This is a genomic window from Desulforapulum autotrophicum HRM2, assembly GCF_000020365.1.
In the GTDB taxonomy this organism is placed as follows: domain Bacteria; phylum Desulfobacterota; class Desulfobacteria; order Desulfobacterales; family Desulfobacteraceae; genus Desulforapulum; species Desulforapulum autotrophicum.
This window is the reverse complement of record NC_012108.1, coordinates 5,569,382-5,589,073: the sequence shown is the minus strand read 5'-3', so window position 1 is coordinate 5,589,073 and position 19,692 is coordinate 5,569,382. Positions and strand designations below refer to the sequence as shown.

Sequence of the window (19,692 nt, the reverse complement as noted above, 5' to 3'; positions counted from 1 at the left end):
TTAAATACCTAAGATTGGTTTATATATCAAACTTTTTTGCAATGCTTTGCCAAGTGCATAATCTATATCTTTTAAAGGTTTTTTTCAATGAAATAAAAATGAAATATTGTTCAGATGAAAATAAGTTGGTGTCATTTTTTTTGTACAGGGATTGGTATACAAATTTTTCATTGATTACCCATGTTCGAGTAATGGGTGGTTTTATTTTTTTAATATTCTATTTTAATAATAATAATTAATAAGCTGCATCTAAAAGTTTAAAAGTAGATTAAACAGCTAAAATTATAGAATATATTTATATTTTAAATTTGCAGAGTATCTCAACTCTGCCGGTTCAAAACAGGTCATTTTTGTATCTGTGTAAAAAACGTGTTCATAAAGCTGTATTTCACTAACATTTTGTTAACATTTTTGCATGGGACGGCATTTATGTGTCCATATGTTTTTATATCAATAGGTTATCTATCAAACAGCTGTTTGTTGCGAAAGGGTTATGAACCCTGATGTTAATAACTTTAATGTTGAGAAGGGTATTCTTATTAACATTTTATAAACATTGTTTTAAACAAAAAAGGCATGATGGTATCTTAAACCATCATGCCTTTCAGGTTATGTCTATTACTTTTGAGTTTTAAACATTTATTAAACCCCTGTGATATCCCAGGAATATAAAAACCGGCATGGGGTACAGGTAAAAATCATACCGGTATTCTATGCCGGTATCAGGCTGGATGGGAAATATCTCCAGGAGGTCTGCCTTAGTGATCAAAAGTAGGATGATACCTCCCTGATTTCAGAGAAGAGTTTTTGTTGGGAAGGGAAGATCTACGTACCATTCCGCCCCCTTTGGTTACCCTGACCGGATTAAATGGCAACGGTCGGCATGGACGCCGAAAGAGTTGCCATTTTCCTCGGAGCGGCCCATGGACGGGCTGCGAGAATGAGGGAAGGGCAACACCCGTTTCCGCCTGCCGATTTGAAGTGAATCTAAAAAAATTGATAATCGAGTGATAAGGTTGTGCTTTTGTCTCCACGGAATAAATGAGGTCCAAAATGGCCTCCATGTTGTCCTGTTGGGTGCCGAAAAGCATGGCGGAGGTCAGGGGTATGTTCCCGCCCAGGACCACATCGTGAATGTCACAGATTCTCTTGGCCTTGGCCAGGTCCACGTTTTCATCCACTGATATGGAGTCACTGCCGGAAAAGTATTTATATTTAGTGGCTGACCGAAAACCTGTGTTTGAACGAAAACTTACCCATATGCACGGCGCAAAAAATTCTGAAACCGGAGCGTACTACTGTACGTGAGGATTTCAGGATTTTGCAGCAACGCCGCAGATGGGTAAGTTTTCGTTCAAACACTATTTAATTATAATAATAATTAATAAGCAGTGTACGAAAGTTTAAAAAAATAGTAAGTATTTAAAAATATTAAATTATTTGTATTATAATTCTGTGGACTAATCAAATTAAATCGGTTTTATAAACGGTCATTTTTGTCTGTTTTAAAAAAAAGTGTTTATAAGTCTGGAGTTGTTGACATTTTATTGACATTATTCAATATAACAGGATTTTAGGCTGTATTATATTTTATATCAGCAGGTTATCTTTTTATATGCCATGTGTTGCGGAAGGGTTATCAACCATAGTGTTTATATCTTTCATGTCTATAAGGGGAGTCTTATAAACATTTTATAAACATTATTTTAAACAAAAAAGGCATGACGGTATTTTAAATCGTCATGCCTTTCAGGTTGTGTCTATTAACGTTGAGTTTTGAACATTTTTTTAACAGGGGTAGATTATAATTGAATCCATGCCCTCATGGCTGTAAGATCCTGGGCCGTCCAGGTATCGGATATTCGCCTTTTTATGTAAGCCGAATACAGGGCGTCTATAATTTCAAAAACATTGTTGCACAGAAAAACCTTTTCAAGAACAGCGCCTTCAACTTCATCGGGACCTTCTATTTTTCCGGAAGTAGGTGTTTTAAGGCCTGTGATATTCATGCTTTCGCCTTTGATGGTAAACCGGTACTCTGCCTCATCAATTTTAAGGTTCAGGTTAATCTCTGTGACGACACCACCTTTTTTAAGGGCCATGGTACCCTCTTCAAGACCTGCATCATCTCCCTTGATGGATATTTTTTCCTTTGCGTCATCTCCAAGTGAGTTTTCAAGTACAATACTATTTCCTATTTTTATTGATATCAGCCTGTCTTTGATCTGGGTCAATTCACCCAGGTTTATATCAGCCTCAATGACATACCACAGCCATGTCAAAAATTCGTTACCCAGAAATTTATACTTATTGTATGCAACTGCAATATCTAACATAATGTTTACCTCGAATATTTTACGGGAACAATATTGGCAATTTTATCCCTGTCATGGTCGGAAAAATCCTTGTCGCCCTCTGCCATAGTAAAGGGAAAGAGCCGGATTAATTTGAGTTTGAACGATGTTTTAAACAAGGTTTCAAGCTCTTCATTGGCAGCCTTCTGGGTGGTGAAAAACAGCAGGCTGTGATCTTCGGGTATCCAGAGCAGATCGTACATGTTTGGAATGGACGGCATCTGGCGCATGAGCTTTTCCGTGATCATGTCCTTGATGTCGGTTTTTTCGTTTTTTGACAAAAATTCACGACCGCTCTCCTTTAGTCGTTTTGTAACTTCCATGGCCACCTGTTTCTGAACAATTTTTGAAGGCACACTTTTTTTATCAATTCTTAAGGTAAAAACAAAATAGGTGCCAAATGTGAATGAAAACTTTTCAAAATCTGGGTCAAAAGGACTTTCAAAAGGGGTCCAGCCCACTGCAATTTCAGCATATTCATCTTCTATTTCACTTACGGCATTTTTTTTAAGCCCCTCTTTTATTGTTTCAACCAGGGATTCTTCAATTTCTCCTTCAACCCTGTATCTTGCAACAGACACACTCGATGATAATAAACCCATAGATACTCCGATACTGTTAATTAATGGTTGCGCTTCCTGTTTTTAAAGGACAGATTAATTTAGCACATCTTGAAAATTTAAAATAGTTTGGGATCACAATACTAATGGACACACTGTGCCATTACTCAACTGACTTGATTTGCGTTATAATCATGGAAATAAGGGAAGTTCACCCCAGGTAGATAAACCATGTTTAGCATTTACATATAAAATGGGCTGATGTATAAATATCAGCTTTAAAGGATAGTGTTATGGACTCTAATTACTTTAAAAGGTGGTTTTATGAAAAAAAATATGCAGACGATTGACGGGAACACAGCGGCGACCCATGTGGCCTATGCCATGAGTGAGGTTGCCGCCATTTACCCGATTACCCCTTCAAGTCCCCTAGGTGAAATTGCAGACTCCTGGGCTGCAAAGAACAGAAAAAATATATTCGGCCAGGTGCTTAACATCAAACAGATGCAGTCTGAAGCCGGTGCCGCCGGTGCCGTGCATGGATCCCTTGCCGCAGGTGCATTGACAACGACATTTACTGCCTCACAGGGTCTTTTATTAAAAATTCCAAATATGTACAAGATAGCAGGTGAACTTTTACCCTGTGTTTTCCATGTCACGGCAAGGGCTATTTCAGCCCATGCACTATCCATCTTCGGCGATCATCAGGATGTGATGGCAGCACGTCAGACAGGCTTTGCCATGCTTGCATCGGCCTCTGTTCAAGAGGCCATGGACCTTGCCCTGGTTGCCCACCTTGCAACCCTGGAAGGGCGGGTGCCGTTCATGCATTTTTATGACGGGTTTAGAACCTCCCACGAAATTCAGAAAATAGAGGTAATTGACTACGATGATATGCGTTCTCTGATGAACTGGGATGCCTATCGGGCGTTCAAGGCCCTTGCCCTGGACCCTGAAAATCCCAACACCCGTGGAACAGCCCAGAATCCGGATATTTATTTCCAGGGACGAGAGGCGGTCAACGCTTATTACAATAGAATTCCATTGATTGTAAAAAGTTATATGGAAAAGGTCGAGGCGCTCACCGGCCGGAGTTACAAGCTGTTTGACTATGTGGGAGATCCTGAGGCGGATCGGATCATCATCAGCATGGGTTCAAGCTGTGAAGCCATTGAAGAAACGGTGAACAAGCTCAATGACGACGGTGAAAGGGTCGGTCTTGTGAAGGTTCGGCTGTTCAGACCCTTTGATATTAAAGCCATGATGGAAGCTATCCCGGCAACGGCAGAAACCATCACGGTGCTTGACCGAACAAAGGAGCCCGGAAGCATTGGCGAACCCCTTTATATGGATGTGTGTACAGCCTTCATGGAAAAGGGTACGGGACCCAGGATCATCGGCGGTCGTTACGGGCTTGGTTCCAAAGAGTTTAACGCACCCATGATCAAGGCTGTGTTTGACAACATGAATAGTGCTGGACCCAAAAACCATTTTACAGTGGGCATCAAGGACGATGTGACCGATTATTCCCTTGATGTTGTTCCCGGATTCAACCCGGCGCCAGAAGGCACGGTGAGTGCAAAGTTCTGGGGTCTTGGATCCGATGGTACCGTTGGTGCAAACCAGAGTGCCATCAAGATCATCGGCGACAACACAGACAAGTATGCCCAGGGGTATTTTGCCTACGATTCAAAAAAATCAGGCGGTATCACCATTTCCCACCTGAGATTCGGCGATGTGCCCATCCAGTCAACCTATTTGATCAACCGGGCCGATTTTGTTGCCTGCCACAAGTCAAACTATGTTCAGATTTATGACGTACTTGAGGGGTTGAAGGAAGGGGGAACTTTTCTGCTGAACTCTGCCTGGTCCCTTGAAGACATGGAAAAAACCATTCCCGGTGACGTTAAAAAGACCCTTTTTGACAACAAGATCAAATTCTTTAACGTGGATGCCGTGAAGATCGCAGGCGAAGTGGGTCTTGGAAATCGCATCAACATGATCATGCAGACCTGTTTTTTCAAGCTTGCCAATGTCATTCCCTTTGAAAGAGCCATCGAACTTCTCAAGGCTGATATTAAAAAGACCTACGGCAAAAAGGGCGATAAGATTGTTCAGATGAACATAGACGCCGTTGACAGAACCCTGGCTAACCTTGTTGAAATCGAAGTGCCTGAATCCTGGGGTGCAGCTTCCGGTACCATGGACATCAAGGATACTGGCATTGACTATGTTGATAAGGTCATGCGGCCCATCCTCTCCCAGAAGGGTGATATGCTTCCCGTGAGTTCCTTTAGCCCGGACGGTATATTCCCCAATTCAACCAGTAAATATGAAAAACGGGGCGTTGCCATCAATGTTCCCGAGTGGATCCCTGAAAACTGCATCCAGTGCAACCAGTGCTCGTTTGTCTGTCCCCATGCGGCCATTATTCCCATCGTTGCAACCGAAGATGAGCTCAAGAACGCCCCTGGAACCTTTGAGACCGTTGAAGGCAAGGGTAAGGATCTTAAGGATTACAAGTTCAGGATGCAGATTAATCCCCTTGATTGCCAGGGATGCGGTAACTGTGCCGATATCTGTCCGGCCAAGGTCAAGGCTCTGGTCATGAAACCCCTTGCCACCCAGACGGAACGAGAGATTCCAAACCACGAATTTTCGCTGACCATTCCCTTTAAAGAGGCCCTTGGTAAGCGCGATAGCGTTAAGGGAAGCCAGTTCTTCAAACCCCTTCTTGAGTTTTCCGGCGCCTGTGCCGGATGTGGTGAGACCCCTTATGTAAAGGTGTTAACCCAGCTGTTTGGCGAAAGAATGACCGTTGCCAATGCAACGGGCTGTACGTCCATCTGGGGCGGTTCCGCACCCACGGCCCCCTACTGCACAAACAGTGAAGGGGAAGGTCCTGCCTGGGCAAGTTCCCTGTTTGAAGATGCGGCCGAATACGGCTACGGCATGATGCTCGCGTTTAACAACCGGCGAAAAACCCTTGCCGCCAAGGTTAAAGAGGCCCTTGCTTCTGACATTTCTCTGGAGATTAAGGAGAACCTTGAGGGCTGGCTCAACAACATGAACAATGCCGGAGAATCCAAGGTTTACGCAGACAAGATCAAGTCGCAACTGTCTGTTGGAACGGGCAATGCAACGCTTGACTCTATTTTTGAGGATGCTTCACTGCTGGTGAAAAAGTCCCACTGGATTTTTGGCGGGGACGGCTGGGCCTATGACATTGGTTATGGTGGCGTTGACCATGTGCTGGCATCGGGTGACGACATCAACATCCTTGTGCTGGATACGGAAGTTTATTCAAACACCGGGGGCCAGTCATCAAAGGCAACACCCACCGGGGCCATCGCAAAGTATGCGGCATCCGGCAAGAAAATCGGCAAAAAGGACCTTTGCGGGTTAATGATGCATTACGGCTATGTGTATGTGGCCTCCATTGCCATGGGCGCCAATAAACAGCAGACCATAAAGGCCCTTGTGGAGGCTGAGAGCTATCCTGGACCTTCCCTTGTCGTCTGCTATGCACCCTGCATCAACCAGGGCATCAGAAAGGGCATGGGCAAGACCCAGCAGGAGTCAAAACTTGCGGTTGAGTCCGGTTACTGGCCCCTTTATCGGTTTAATCCCCTGCTTGCCAAGGAGGGAAAAAATCCGTTTATCCTGGATTCAAAGGAGCCCGACGGAAACCTCCAGGAGTTCCTTGGCGGTGAAAACCGTTTTGCAGCCCTTGAGAAGAGTTTTCCAGACGAATCCATCCGTTTGAGGGCCAAGATTGAAAAAGAGCTCAAGGATAGGTACGAGATGTTGAAAAAACTCGCAGAGTAAATTCATATTGACATGATTCATCCAGGGTCGGGAGCGTTTTTCCCGGCCCTTTTTTGTTTAATCATTGGAGCCCAATGGAACAAGATAACGGTATTCTTGGGATACTTGCACCGGCATTTTTGTCAAGATCGATTATTAACACCGCCAACAGGTTTATCTATCCCTTTGCACCGGTGATCAGCCGGGGGATCGGGGTGCCCCTTACTGCCGTTACATCTGTAATTGCCCTGAACCAGGCGACCAATTTGCTGGGGCTCTTTGTCTCTCCCCTTGCGGATAAAACCGGTTATCGGCGAATGATGGTGACGGGTCTTCTGGCCCTGGCAGCGGGCATGCTTATGGCCGGCACCTTTCCCTTTTACTACACCCTTGTCATTGCCATGTTTTTGAGCGGGTTGTGCAAGAGTATATTTGACCCTGCAATCCAGGCCTATGTAAGCAAAAGGGTCTCCTATAAGCGCCGTGGAATGGTGGTGGGCATCCTTGAAATCAGCTGGTCTGTGGCTACCCTTCTGGGAATTCCCGGAATCGGCATCCTGATCAACTATTTTGGATGGAGATCCCCTTTTTTTGCCCTTGCTGGGGGGGCTGTTATTTCCCTTGCGCTTATTTTAAACTATGTCAAGGATGACTTTAAGCAGGGATCAGGAGCTGCAAAGACAAAGGCTCATTTTTTGGAAGGGGTCAGACATCTTCTGAAAATAAAAAGGGCCCGTGGTGCAATCGGAGTTGGATTCTGTATGGGTTTTGCCAATGATAATCTTTTTGTTATTTATGGTGCCTGGCTTGAAAGCGCCTTTGATTTAAGTGTGGTGGCCCTGGGTATGGGGACGGGTGTAATCGGGGTTGCCGAACTCATGGGTTCAAGCTTTACTGCCGCTTTTTCAGATAGAATCGGTATAAAATTATCGGTTGCCTGGGGTATAACCTTCTGTTCTGTGGCCTACCTTTTAATTCCCCTGGCCGGGGGGTCCCTGACGTTTGCCCTGGCCGCCCTGTTTGTTGTTTTTCTTTTTTATGAACAGTCTATTGTGGCGTTTATTTCCCTGTGTACGGAGCTTGTACCCGGTTCAAGGGCAACCATGATTTCCCTGCTGCTGGCCTCGTCTGGCCTTGGCAGGGTGATGGGCGCCTTTTCAGGAGGGTTAGTGTGGCAGCATTTTGGAATGGGAACCGTTTGCCTGGCATCCACCGTTTCAACCCTTATGGCCCTTGTCTTTTTGATCTGGGGAACCCGGGGGTGGGCGCCGGAATAGTGCTTTACAATGGCCAGACCGAATGGTATTTTATGAGATTAACTGCCTGTTCTCTATGGCAGTATTGAAGGAAATAGACCTCAGCATCAGGAGTCTTTTATAATGATGGAAAAAATTAAAATTCAGTTTGGCGACAATTTTGAAAGACAATGTAAATTAGAAAAACCCCTTGACGAGATGTTTCATTCCATGAATCCCATGTTCTGTCTTTCCCAGCGGATATGGAAACCCCAGATGGATATTTATGAAACACAGAAGGATATCATTATCCATGCTGAGATTGCCGGTGTTGAAAAGGATGATATAAATATAGAGGTCAACTCCAAAGCCGTTAAGATTGCCGGCGTAAGGTCCATTAAACCCCCGGGAGAATCTGCCAATTACAGGCTTGCAGAAATACAGTTCGGCAGGTTTGAAAGGGTTCTTTATCTACCTAATATTATTGATATTGAAAAAGTGTCCGCCTGTTTTTTTAACGGGTTTCTTGAAATCAAGCTTGCAAAATTTCCCATGGACAGGTCCCAGAGGATAAAGCTCTCCTACAGATGATACAGTCACAGGCATAGGAAATTCCATGAACCAACTTAACGATTCCGTCGATATAGGCCCTGATCACATCCCTGAAATTCTTCCTATTCTTCCCATTGTGGATACCAATCTTTTTCCAAAAATGGTTATTCCCCTGGTTCTCATGCAGGAGGAGGCCATAGCGCTCATTGATGAAACCATGGCAGGCTCCAGGATCCTGGGGTTACTGCTTTCCCGACGTTCGGATATTAATTCCCGCCATTCCGTAAAAGATCTCCACAGAATAGGAACGGTTGCCATGATTCTCAAGATGGCAAAATTGGAGGACAACAAGGCCCAGCTTTTGATCCAGGGGATCAGCAGGTTTAAGGTGGCCGAGTATGTTGAGGGAAAGTCCTATATGCAGGCAAAGGTGAGTGTGCTTGAAAGCCGTAACATCATACGGGACAAGGAAACCCGGGCATTGATGTCCAATATTGTCGAGCAGTACGAGAAAATTGTTGCCCTTTCTCCGGGACTACCCGCCGAGATCGGGGGTATGGTTAAATCCATACAGGAACCCGATGTCCTGGCCGACATGGTTGCTTCAACCATAAATGCACCCATCATTGATAAGCAGTCTATTCTAGAAATTCTGGACGTAAAAAAACGGCTGAAAAAGGTGACCCGGCTCGTCAATGACCAGCTTGAAATTCTTGAAATGGGATCAAAGATTCAGACCCAGGTGAAAGAAGATATGGACAAGCGCCAGCGGGAATATTATCTTCGCCAGCAGCTCAAGGCCATCCGGGAAGAGTTGGGAGAGACGGACAATGAACGGGTCGAGATTGAAGAGTATCGGGGCAAGATAACCGCCAATGGTCTTCCGGAAGCAGCCGTGAAAGAGGCGGACCGTGAGTTACAGCGCCTTTCACGGATGCACCCCTCATCGTCGGAATATATTGTGGCTTCAACCTATCTTGACTGGCTCACAACCCTTCCCTGGCAGAAGAAATCCAGGGACAGGCTGGATATAGCCGAGGCAAGAAATGTTCTTAACCAGGATCACTACGGCCTTGAAAAACCCAAGAAACGAATCCTGGAATACCTGGCCGTCCGGAAACTCAAAAAAGACAGCAAGGGTCCCATCCTCTGTTTTGCAGGACCGCCGGGAACAGGTAAGACCTCCCTGGGAAAATCCATTGCCCGGGCCCTTGGCAGGAAATTTGTCAGGATCGCCCTGGGCGGCATGCGGGACGAGGCTGAGATCAGAGGCCACAGGCGAACCTATGTGGGTGCCCTTCCTGGAAGAATCATCCAGGAGATACGACGGGCCGGAACAAACAATCCGGTTTTCATGCTCGACGAGATAGACAAGGTGAATTCCTCCTACCACGGCGATCCTTCGTCCGCCCTTCTGGAAGTACTGGATCCTGAGCAGAACTTTTCCTTTACTGACAATTATATGGACGTGCCCTTTGACCTTTCCGATGTAATTTTTCTGACCACGGCCAATGTACTTCACACCATACCCGCCCCCCTGCGGGATCGCATGGAGGTGCTGGAACTGTCTGGTTATACCGAAGACGAGAAGCTGAAAATTGCCACCCGTTACCTGATTCCAAGGCAGCGGACAGCCAATGGGCTTACCCGGTCAAACATCAACATTACCCAGGGAGCCGTCAAGGAGATCATATTCGGCTACACCAGGGAAGCGGGTCTCAGAAACCTTGAACGGGAGATCGGTTCTATCTGCCGTGGGGTTGCAGCAAGGGTGGCTGAAAGTGAGGTTGAAAGTGAAGTTGAAATGGTCAAGGTCGGGAAAAAGGACCTCCACGGCTATCTTGGCCCGGTGAGATACAAGCCGGAAAACGGTAATGAAATCATGGTTCCCGGAGTGGTGGTTGGCCTTGCCTGGACCCCCACGGGTGGTGAAATCCTCTTTGTGGAGGCAACGGCCATGAAGGGTTCCAAGGGCCTGACCCTCACGGGTCAGCTTGGGGAGGTGATGAAGGAATCGGCAACCACGGCCATGAGTTTTATCCGGTCTAATGCGGCAACACTCAACATTGCTGAAGATTTTTTTGAAACCCATGATATCCATATCCACGTGCCAGCGGGTGCCATCCCCAAGGATGGACCGTCTGCCGGGGTGACCATGCTGACAGCCTTAATTTCGCTCATTACCGGGAAACCCGTTAAAAAGGGGCTTGCCATGACCGGAGAGATCACCCTGAGGGGGGAGGTGCTTCCCGTTGGTGGCATCAAGGACAAGGTGATTGCGGCCCACAGGGCCGGTATACGGACATTGATTATTCCGAAATGGAATGAAAAGGATCTTGAAGATATTCCAGACAAGGTCAAGGAAAAAATTAAATTTAACTTTACGGACAAGATGCATGACGTCATAAAAAGGGCCCTGAATTGATGGAAAAAGCATGCAGGCTTGCCGTATTTGTTTTGTTGATGTTTGTGGTCGTTATTGCTGGATCAGGATGCGCCACCCATGAACCTGCGGGCGGTTCATATCCCGGGCCGGAAAAACCTTCCGGCACCCCGTCGGGCAAGGTTCCTGCCCATTCAAAACCCTATAAAATAGACGGTAAAACCTACCGGCCCATTGTCAGTTCAAAGGGGTTTTTACAGACGGGCAAGGCTTCCTGGTACGGTAAAAAATTCCACGGCAGAAAAACCGCCAACGGCGAAATTTACGACATGTATGCCATGACAGCGGCCCACAAGACCCTTCCCCTGGGCACCTGGGTCCGGGTTGAAAACCTTTCCAATCAGAAAAGTGTCATTGTAAGGGTCAACGACCGGGGACCCTTTGTTACGGGTAGAATCATTGATCTGTCCTATACTGCGGCAGAAAAAATCGGAGTTGTGGGACCGGGAACCGCCCCTGTAAAGGTCACGGCCCTTGGACGGGCAAGCGAGGACCCCAACCTTGCCAAGGGTCCGGTAACCTTTACCCCTGTGAATTACATCGACGGCAATTTCACCGTCCAGGTGGGTGCGTTCAAGGACATCACCAACGCCAACCGGCTTAAGACAAAACTTGAACAACGTTACGCCAATGCCCACATCGTCACGTACAGCGATTACCGGGGGGTGTTCTACCGTGTCCGGGTTGGCAAATATACCACCCTTGAAAGTGCCGAAGACTTTGAAGATCAAATGCTTCGGGAAGGTGCTTCAAATGCCTTTGCCGTGGCTGAATAGACCATGGTTTCCCAAAAATTGACCATATTCCTGGACCGGGACGGTGTCATCAATGTTGATTCTCCTTTGTACATTAAAACGCCCCGGGAGTTCCGGTTTATTTCCGGCAGTGCCGAGGCCGTGGCCCTTCTTTCCCAAAAGGGCTTTCACATCATTGTCATAACCAACCAGTCCATGATCAACCGTGGAATTTCCAACCGGGAAAACCTTGATGCCATCTTTGCAACCATGAAAGCCGGTATCCGGGAAAAGGGCGGTGAGATTCGTGACATTTTTTACTGCCCCCATGCCCCTGAAGAGGGGTGTTCATGTAGAAAACCAGGACCCGGGCTGATCGATCTTGCGTGCAAAAAATACGCGATCGATCCCCAGGCGTCGTTCATGGTCGGAGATTCAGCCAAGGACATGGAGTGTGCCCATAATGCAGGGGTTGGAAAAGCCGTTCTTGTGCTGACCGGCAACGGTCGAAAAGCCCTTAAAAGCCTTGAAGCGAAACAAATAAAACCCGATTTCATTGCCCTGGATCTCATGGATGCTGCCCGATGGATTCTGCAACAGCAGCAGGGGTCTTTAAAAGAACCATGATCGTTCTCCAGGGAACCCTTGAGCGGATCACCTTTCGCAACGAGGAAAATCACTATACCATCGCAAAAATAAAGACCCGGGAGACCCGGGACGCCGTTGTGGTGGTGGGTACCATGCCCGGGGTCAATGAAGGAGAAACCCTTAAACTTACGGGGCAGTGGGTGGCCCATCCCAAGTATGGAGATCAGTTTAAGGTCGACCGGTTTGAGGTTACACTCCCTGCAACCGTCGCAGGCATCAGACGCTATCTGGGCTCCGGGATCATCAAGGGCATTGGCATGGCCATGGCCAAACGGATTGTAGAGCAGTTTGAGGAACGTTCCCTTGAGGTCATTGAAAACGAGCCCGAACGACTCAGGGAAATTCCAGGGATTGGAAAATCAAAGGCCGACCTGATCACCAGGGCCTGGGACAAGCACCACGCCGTCAGAAAGGTGATGCGTTTTCTCCAGGACCATGACGTGGGAATTGCCCATGCATCGGCCATTCTGAAATACTATGGCACCGACAGCCTCAATATCCTCAAGCATAACCCCTACTCCGTATCAAAGGACGTTCCTGAGGCAGGTTTTGAGGTGGCGGACGCCATTGCCCTTAAGGCCGGTTTTAAACCGGATGATCCTGAACGGATCAAGGCCTGCCTCTTGTTTCTCCTGTGCAAAAAAGAGTGCGACGGCCACGTGTTTGCAGAATTTGAGGCATTGAATCTGGGCTGTGAGTCACTCACCGGGGCAGGCAGGGAAGATGTTGAAAAGGCCCTGGGGGCCCTGGCCGATGCCGGCGAGGTTGTTGTGGAACAGGATCAGGTTTATCTCAAGCGACTCCACATGGCGGAAAAGGGAATTGCTGAAAGGATACGGGCAATGCTTTGTGTGCCCATTAATCCTGTTGACCTTTCCGACGAAGCCATCACCATGGAGGTGGCCACAAGGCTTGCTGTAAAGCTTTCCCAGGAGCAGATTGATGTAGTAAAACAGGTGATGGCCCACCGGGTGGTGGTCATAACGGGTGGGCCGGGAACGGGAAAGACCACCCTGATCCGGGCTGTTTGTGCTGTTTTGAAAAAACTTCGCAAAACCGTGACCCTTGCCGCTCCCACGGGCAGGGCCGCAAGAAGGCTCTCCCAGGTGACAGATAAAAAGGCATCCACCCTCCATCGCCTGCTGCTGTGTGATCCCGACACCGGGGAGTTTGCAAGGAATCTGTCCAACCCCCTTGATTCGGACGTGGTCATCGTTGATGAGGCATCCATGGTGGACACCATGCTCATGTTTAATCTTCTTCTGGCCGTGCCTGTAAATTCAAGTCTTATTCTGGTGGGGGATATATTTCAGCTTCCTTCGGTGGGGCCGGGCAATGTGCTCTCCGACATCATTGCATCCAAGGCGGTCAAGACCTTCAGCCTGACCCGGATTTTCAGGCAGGCGGAACAGAGCCCCATTGTCATGAACGCCCACGCCATCCGGAACGGTGAAATGCCCTGCCTTGAGAACAGCTCAGACGGGCTGTCAGAGTTTTATTTCATCGAGAGCGCCTCGCCGGAACGGGTGGTGGCAACCATTGTGGAGCTGTGCAGCAACCGCATCAAAAAGGCCTTTCCCCATGTGGACGAAATCCAGGTGCTGACCCCCATGCACAAGGGCGAGGCTGGAACCATCAATCTCAACCAGAAGCTGCAGCAGGTGCTCAACAAGGCTGCCGGCGGCATTGAGGCAAGGGGATTGACCTTCAAGACCGGCGATAAGGTGATGCACCTGAAGAACAACTACCAGAAAGAGGTGTTCAACGGCGATATCGGCATTGTCCACGAGGTGGTGAAATCAGAGGGAAGGTTGTCCGTGGACTATGACGGACGGGTGGTGGACTATGACCTGCTCGAGCTTGATGAGCTGACCCTTGCCTATGCCGTGTCGGTCCACAAATCCCAGGGGTCGGAATACTCGGCCGTGGTCATTGCCATGACGGTTCAGCACTATCCCCTTCTCCAGAGAAATCTGCTGTACACGGCCATGACCCGGGGGAAAAATCTTGTCATTGTGGTGGGATCAAGAAGATCCATGGAGATTGCCCTGCACAACAACCGCACCGATTGCAGGCTTTCCGGACTCTGCAGACGGCTGGAAATGCCGGAGATGGATTCACGTGGGGTTGAATCTTGAATTAATTTCAATATATTGATTTTTTGTTTTAATTCATTTATTTTTCCTTCATATATCGGTTTTTTTAAAATGAAGGAAAAAAATGGGCCTTATAGAATTTACCGACAACCAATCCAGATTTTTTATAGATACCATCCAGTTATACGATGCATGGATAGATGCGTTCAGGAAAGGGATTGCATACCGAGGGGGGATGCACTGGAAAAAAGCGGGTGGAAAACAATACCTTTTTAAAACGACCGATCGATACGGAAACGGCAAAAGTCTCGGCCCAATGAGCCCTGGGACCCAGGAGATAAAGGCTGAATTTCAAAAAAATAAACAACAGGTCGAAAACAGAATCAAGACACTGAAAAATCGTCTCAAAGATCAGGCACGATTCTGCAAAGCGGCAAAAATATCACGTGTTCCAAGAATTGTCACCTCAGTATTGAGGGAGCTTGATAAACACGCGCTTCTGGGTAACAATATAATGCTCATAGGAACAAATGCTTTGTACGCCTATGAAACTGCTGCCGCCGTTTTTTTTGATCGCCAGCTCACTGCCACCCAGGACATGGATATCCTGTGGGATATTCGCCCTAAACTTTCCATGGTATCGGATAACAAAACAAAACAGAGCGATCTTATCAATATTTTGAAAAAAGCGGATAAAAGCTTTGAGATCATGGACAGGCAACGATTTCGAGCTGTCAACTCCCAAGGATATATGGTTGATCTGGTCAAAAGAAGCTTCTCAGGATGTTTCCAAACGACATTGTCGATTATGGTATCGATAGTATTGTTGCGTTTTGAACAGGAATGGAGAAACCATGGTTGAAATGATCTACGATATTATAGATTCCCCAATGGGGCCGATCCTGGTTGCAATGGATCAAAGGGGGGTAAGGCACCTTAGCTTTGAAGGGGGTACCCATCCCCTTGGCATCGATCCCGGCTGGACCAGGGACCCAAAAAAAGTAAAGCCGGTCATGGACCAGCTCGTTGCCTATTTTGCAGGAAAACTGACTCAATTTGAGGTTGACCTTGCCCCCCTGGGAACGGCTTTCCAGCAAAAAGTGTGGGCCGCCCTCTGCCGGATCCCCTACGGCAGGACAGCCTCATACCTTGATGTGGCAGTGGCTGTTGGCAATGAAAAGGCGTGCCGGGCTGTGGGTGGTGCCAATGGTAAAAATCCCATCCCCATCATTATTCCCTGCCACAGGGTCATTGGCAAGAGCGGGAAACTGGTGGGGTTCAGCAGCGGGCTTGACATAAAGACAAGGCTGCTGCAACTTGAATCCAGGGCTTACAGCAACGGCGAATGATCAAACAGGCGGTCCCGGGATGACAGATCAGCACAGTATTATCTTTGATATAAAAAAGTACGCCATCCACGATGGTCCGGGCATCCGTACAACGGTGTTCATGAACGGGTGTCCCCTGTCATGTCCATGGTGCCATAACCCGGAAGGGTTGTCCCTGGAATCAAGGGTCACATACAATGGTCAATCATGCATAGGGTGTGGGGAATGTGTGGCAGCCTGTCCTGAACAGGCCCTTGAACTAAACGAAAACGGTGTGGCACGTGACCTGGTAAAATGTATAAACTGCGGACATTGTGCCGAAATCTGTCCGGCCAACGCAATGGAAAAAACGGGCCGATGTCACAGCACGGACAGCCTGATGGAAATGATCAAAAAAGACCGGCTTTTCTATGAAAGTTCCGGGGGCGGCGTCACTTTTTCCGGGGGAGAGCCCCTGGTACAGTGGAGATCCCTTGATCGTCTCCTCAGAGGCTGCACCCGTCTGGGCATTCATACTGCCGTGGATACTTCGGGGTACTCAACCTGGGGGATCCTTGAAAAAATTGCTGAAAACACGGACCTTTTTCTTTTTGACCTCAAGGTGATGGATGACAGTCAACACCGGCTCTATACAGGTGTTTCCAATGGGTTCATTTTATCAAACCTGAAAAAACTTTCCCGCAGGGGGGCTGCCATTATCATCCGTTTTCCTTTGATTTCCGGTGTAAATGCAGACACTCAAAACCTGGAAAAAATGGGTCGGTTTGTCGCTGACCTGCCCCAGGTGCACCAGGTTGATATTCTACCCTACCATGATTTCCAGCGGGCCAAGTATCACAAATTCGGTCTGGCCTATCCTGGAGAAAAAATTGAACCGGTTTCAAAATTACAGATTACCAGGGCAGTGGACACATTAACGCATTTTGGCTTGAACGTCCATGTGCACTGACGCATTGGCCCTAATACCGGCCAGGGGAGAAGAAAAATGAACCCGCGAATCGCAACCCTCCGGGAACAGAGTTTTACTGCCATACCTGCCATCTCCATTGAACGGGCACTGCTGCAAACCCAGTTTTACCGGGAAAACCTGGGAAAATATGCAACCCCCATACTCAGGGCATTGAATTTTAAAAACCTGTGTGAAAAAAAGACCATTTACATCGGGGACCAGGAATTGATCGTGGGTGAACGTGGGCCCAGGCCCAAGGCAACGCCGACGTTTCCAGAATTAAACTGCCACTCTGTTGAGGATTTGGAAACCCTGCACAACCGGGAAATGACGCCCTTCAGGGTTGATCCCGGGGATATGAAAATCTACCGTGACGAGATCATTCCCTACTGGCGGGGACGAAGTATGCGTGACAGGGTGTTCGAACACCTACCCCTGCCGTGGCAGAAAGCCTATGGTGCGGGACTGTTCACGGAATTCATGGAGCAGCGGGCCCCGGGTCATACAGCCCTGGACGGCACCATTTATCAAAAGGGCATGACAGATTTCAAACAAGAGATCGCACAGGGCCTGGAAGCGCTCGATTACCTGCACGATCCCCAGGCCCAGGAACGGTCCGATGCCTTGACGGCCATGGATATCTCCTGTGATGCAGCCATCCTTTTTGCACAAAGACACGCCCGGCTGGCCGAAGAAATGGCTGCTCAGGAAACCCGGCCTGCCAGAAAAAAAGAACTCCTTGAAATTGCCCGTGTCTGCCGCCGGATTCCGGCTGAACGGCCGACAAGTCTGTGGGAGGCCATCCAGATGTACTGGTTTGTTCACCTGGGAACCATCACAGAGCTCAATGGGTGGGATGCTATGAGTCCGGGGCACCTGGATCAGCACCTTTATCCCTTTTACATGAGGGAACTGGAGCTTGGCACCATGGATGCCGATGGAGCCAAGGAGCTTATCAGTTGTCTGTGGATAAAGATAAACAACCATCCAGCCCCCCCGAAAGTAGGGGTAACGGCCAAGGAGAGCGGCACTTACAACGATTTTACCAACATCAACCTGGGGGGATTAACAAGGCAGGGTGCCGACGCTGTCAATGACCTTTCCTATATCATGCTGGACGTCATAGATGAGTTAAAGCTGCTCCAGCCCCAAAGCAATGTACAGATCAGTGAACGAACCCCCTACCATTTTTTAAAGGCGGCCTGCCGTGTTATCCGCAACGGTTATGGATACCCCTCGGTGTTTAATGCCGATCAGGTTGTTCTTGAACAGGTCCGTGTGGGCAAGCGTATTGAAGATGCCAGGGAGGGCGGCTGTTCAGGCTGTATTGAGACCGGGGCTTTTGGCAAGGAGGCCTATATTCTCACGGGTTATCTCAATCTTCCCAAGCTGCTTGAACTGACCCTGAACAACGGCAGGGATCCCCTTGGGGGTGGGATGGTTGGTCTTGAAACCGGAGATCCCAGGGGTTTTGAAACCTTTGATCAGCTTTATGACGCCTTTACCCGGCAGCTTGCCCATGTGGTGGATTTGAAAATCCGGGTCAATAATTATATTGAGCGCATGTTTGCCGCCAATGCTCCGGCACCGTTTCTATCCGTGGTGATCCAGGATTGCATTGCAAAGGGTAAAGATTATTACAACGGTGGCCCCCGGTACAATACAAACTATATCCAGTGCTGCGGGATCGGCACCATCACCGACAGTCTGTCAGCCATTAAAAAGCATGTGTTTGACGATAAAATCGTGACCATGGAACTTCTTTTAAAGGCATTGGCGGATAATTTTAAGGGCCATGAGGCCCTGCGCCTGCGCCTTTTGAACAAGACCCCTTTTTTCGGCAACGACGACGACCGTGCCGACCAGATCATGGTGCAGGTATACGATTCGTTGTTTTCTGCCATTGACGGCCAGCCCAACACTAAAAACGGGGAGTACCATCTGAACATGCTCTCCACGACCTGCCATGTCTACTTTGGTAAAAAGCTGGGGGCTTCGGCCAATGGTCGGTTTTCAGGGCTTCCCGAGTCCGACGGCACCTCCCCCTCCCATGGAGCGGATCGTAACGGTCCAACCGCTGTCATTAAATCTTTGGGTAAAATGGATCAGTCAAAATCCGGAGGAACCCTGCTGAACCAGCGATTTTTGCCCGGGGTGCTTAAAACCGAACAGGATCTGGACAAACTGGCGGGTCTGATCCGGACCTATTTTAAGTTTGGCGGTCATCACATTCAATTTAACGTGGTGGATACACAAACATTGAAAAGGGCCCAAGAACACCCGGACCAGTATCGCAATCTGCTGGTGCGTGTGGCCGGGTACAGTGATTATTTTGTTGATCTTGACAGGGATCACCAAGAGGAAATCATCAGCCGCCATGAACACCGGGGGCTGTAATCAATTGGGATACAGGGGGAGGGTGAAGTGGTGATTCCCTCCCCCTAATTTTTGCGCCTTGCATATGGGCAATTCTTTGCCCAAACACGGGCTCTCGGTCAGCCACTACTTATAATCGTGGGTGCCAATAATGACTTCAATGCCGAATTTTTCCTTGAGCATTGCTGCTTTTTCTTCGGCGGTGCTGTAGGGGCAGTCCGGTTTTGCATTGGCCATGCACGTGGAGAGATATATTTTGTCCGGCTTGATCTCGGAAAGTTTCATGGTCATTCCGGTGTTGGGAACCAGGGTGCGACCGGGGCATTCACATTTGACAAAGCCCACTACCTGGGACTCTTCGGTGAATTTCCCATCGCCAAGGGCCGCGGCCTTAAGACATCGCCATTCGCCTGGACAGCCGTAACCTGCGTCCATGTATGATCCGCATCCAACCACCAGTACTTTTTCCATTTTTCCTCCTATTCAAAAGCGTTTTTAAATGAATTCTGGGAATAAATCTCAGATTATGGGCTTTTGCTCATACCGTTAGGTATCAATCCCAATTGAAATATTCAACAGGAAAATTTTTATTTTGACAAGGTTTCGGGAA

General features: G+C 48.1%; 14 protein-coding genes. 11 read left to right on the top strand and 3 right to left on the bottom strand.

Features of this window, described 5'->3' with window-relative positions:
- Window positions 1-1,802: 1,802 nt before the first annotated feature.
- Window positions 1,803-2,336 (bottom strand): hypothetical protein, encoded by a 534-nt coding sequence (locus HRM2_RS24455; RefSeq protein WP_015906700.1) that lies wholly within the window; start codon window positions 2,334-2,336, stop codon window positions 1,803-1,805.
- Between the two features lie 5 nt (window positions 2,337-2,341).
- Window positions 2,342-2,956, bottom strand: coding sequence for a recombination-associated protein RdgC (gene rdgC, locus HRM2_RS24450; RefSeq protein WP_015906699.1), 615 nt, complete (start codon window positions 2,954-2,956; stop codon window positions 2,342-2,344).
- Window positions 2,957-3,238: 282 nt separating this feature from the next.
- On the opposite strand from rdgC, the gene nifJ reads away from it, so the two are divergent.
- From nifJ to hypD, 11 genes are all read left to right on the top strand, one after another.
- Window positions 3,239-6,742 carry a pyruvate:ferredoxin (flavodoxin) oxidoreductase gene (nifJ, locus tag HRM2_RS24445; protein WP_015906698.1) on the top strand — a complete coding sequence of 1,168 codons (3,504 nt, stop codon included), beginning with the start codon at window positions 3,239-3,241 and terminating at the stop codon, window positions 6,740-6,742.
- A gap of 74 nt (window positions 6,743-6,816) precedes the next feature.
- Window positions 6,817-7,998 (top strand): MFS transporter, encoded by a 1,182-nt coding sequence (locus HRM2_RS24440; protein ID WP_015906697.1) that lies wholly within the window; start codon window positions 6,817-6,819, stop codon window positions 7,996-7,998.
- 102 nt (window positions 7,999-8,100) lie between these two features.
- The gene (locus HRM2_RS24435; RefSeq protein WP_015906696.1) at window positions 8,101-8,547 is read left to right on the top strand and encodes an Hsp20/alpha crystallin family protein; all 447 of its coding nucleotides are present in this window, start codon (window positions 8,101-8,103) and stop codon (window positions 8,545-8,547) included.
- Window positions 8,548-8,572: 25 nt separating this feature from the next.
- Window positions 8,573-10,933, top strand: a complete 2,361-nt coding sequence (lon, locus tag HRM2_RS24430) for an endopeptidase La (protein WP_015906695.1) — start codon at window positions 8,573-8,575, stop codon at window positions 10,931-10,933.
- Window positions 10,933-11,727: a septal ring lytic transglycosylase RlpA family protein gene (locus HRM2_RS24425; protein WP_015906694.1), complete on the top strand. Its 795-nt coding sequence runs from the start codon at window positions 10,933-10,935 to the stop codon at window positions 11,725-11,727. Before lon ends, HRM2_RS24425 begins: the two co-directional genes overlap by 1 nt.
- Before the next feature lie 3 nt (window positions 11,728-11,730).
- Window positions 11,731-12,312 (top strand): D-glycero-beta-D-manno-heptose 1,7-bisphosphate 7-phosphatase, encoded by a 582-nt coding sequence (gmhB, locus tag HRM2_RS24420; protein WP_015906693.1) that lies wholly within the window; start codon window positions 11,731-11,733, stop codon window positions 12,310-12,312.
- The gene (gene recD2 / locus HRM2_RS24415; RefSeq protein ID WP_015906692.1) at window positions 12,270-14,471 is read left to right on the top strand and encodes an SF1B family DNA helicase RecD2; all 2,202 of its coding nucleotides are present in this window, start codon (window positions 12,270-12,272) and stop codon (window positions 14,469-14,471) included. The genes gmhB and recD2 overlap by 43 nt, the downstream gene beginning before the upstream one ends.
- Window positions 14,472-14,553: 82 nt before the next feature.
- Entirely contained in the window at window positions 14,554-15,291 is a 738-nt protein-coding gene (locus HRM2_RS24410; RefSeq protein WP_015906691.1) for a GSU2403 family nucleotidyltransferase fold protein, read from the top strand.
- Entirely contained in the window at window positions 15,284-15,778 is a 495-nt protein-coding gene (locus HRM2_RS24405) for a methylated-DNA--[protein]-cysteine S-methyltransferase (RefSeq protein WP_015906690.1), read from the top strand. The genes HRM2_RS24410 and HRM2_RS24405 overlap by 8 nt, the downstream gene beginning before the upstream one ends.
- A gap of 19 nt (window positions 15,779-15,797) precedes the next feature.
- Window positions 15,798-16,706 (top strand): glycyl-radical enzyme activating protein, encoded by a 909-nt coding sequence (locus tag HRM2_RS24400; protein ID WP_015906689.1) that lies wholly within the window; start codon window positions 15,798-15,800, stop codon window positions 16,704-16,706.
- Between the two features lie 36 nt (window positions 16,707-16,742).
- Window positions 16,743-19,103, top strand: a complete 2,361-nt coding sequence (gene hypD / locus HRM2_RS24395; protein ID WP_015906688.1) for a trans-4-hydroxy-L-proline dehydratase — start codon at window positions 16,743-16,745, stop codon at window positions 19,101-19,103.
- A gap of 105 nt (window positions 19,104-19,208) precedes the next feature.
- Here hypD and HRM2_RS24390 read toward each other — a convergent pair whose 3' ends face one another.
- Window positions 19,209-19,553: a CGGC domain-containing protein gene (locus HRM2_RS24390; protein WP_015906687.1), complete on the bottom strand. Its 345-nt coding sequence runs from the start codon at window positions 19,551-19,553 to the stop codon at window positions 19,209-19,211.
- Window positions 19,554-19,692 lie beyond the last annotated feature (139 nt).

Bases quoted from the DNA above. Each gene is read 5' to 3' on its own strand.
- rdgC (WP_015906699.1), bottom strand. From the start codon at position 2,956: ATGGGTTTATTATCATCGAGTGTGTCTGTTGCAAGATACAGGGTTGAA.
- HRM2_RS24410 (WP_015906691.1), top strand. From the start codon at position 14,554: ATGGGCCTTATAGAATTTACCGACAACCAATCCAGATTTTTTATAGAT.
- HRM2_RS24390 (WP_015906687.1), bottom strand. From the start codon at position 19,553: ATGGAAAAAGTACTGGTGGTTGGATGCGGATCATACATGGACGCAGGT.
- HRM2_RS24400 (WP_015906689.1), top strand. From the start codon at position 15,798: ATGACAGATCAGCACAGTATTATCTTTGATATAAAAAAGTACGCCATC.
- HRM2_RS24425 (WP_015906694.1), top strand. From the start codon at position 10,933: ATGGAAAAAGCATGCAGGCTTGCCGTATTTGTTTTGTTGATGTTTGTG.
- HRM2_RS24455 (WP_015906700.1), bottom strand. From the start codon at position 2,336: ATGTTAGATATTGCAGTTGCATACAATAAGTATAAATTTCTGGGTAAC.
- nifJ (WP_015906698.1), top strand. From the start codon at position 3,239: ATGAAAAAAAATATGCAGACGATTGACGGGAACACAGCGGCGACCCAT.
- hypD (WP_015906688.1), top strand. From the start codon at position 16,743: ATGAACCCGCGAATCGCAACCCTCCGGGAACAGAGTTTTACTGCCATA.
- HRM2_RS24405 (WP_015906690.1), top strand. From the start codon at position 15,284: ATGGTTGAAATGATCTACGATATTATAGATTCCCCAATGGGGCCGATC.
- gmhB (WP_015906693.1), top strand. From the start codon at position 11,731: ATGGTTTCCCAAAAATTGACCATATTCCTGGACCGGGACGGTGTCATC.
- recD2 (WP_015906692.1), top strand. From the start codon at position 12,270: ATGGATTCTGCAACAGCAGCAGGGGTCTTTAAAAGAACCATGATCGTT.
- HRM2_RS24440 (WP_015906697.1), top strand. From the start codon at position 6,817: ATGGAACAAGATAACGGTATTCTTGGGATACTTGCACCGGCATTTTTG.
- lon (WP_015906695.1), top strand. From the start codon at position 8,573: ATGAACCAACTTAACGATTCCGTCGATATAGGCCCTGATCACATCCCT.
- HRM2_RS24435 (WP_015906696.1), top strand. From the start codon at position 8,101: ATGATGGAAAAAATTAAAATTCAGTTTGGCGACAATTTTGAAAGACAA.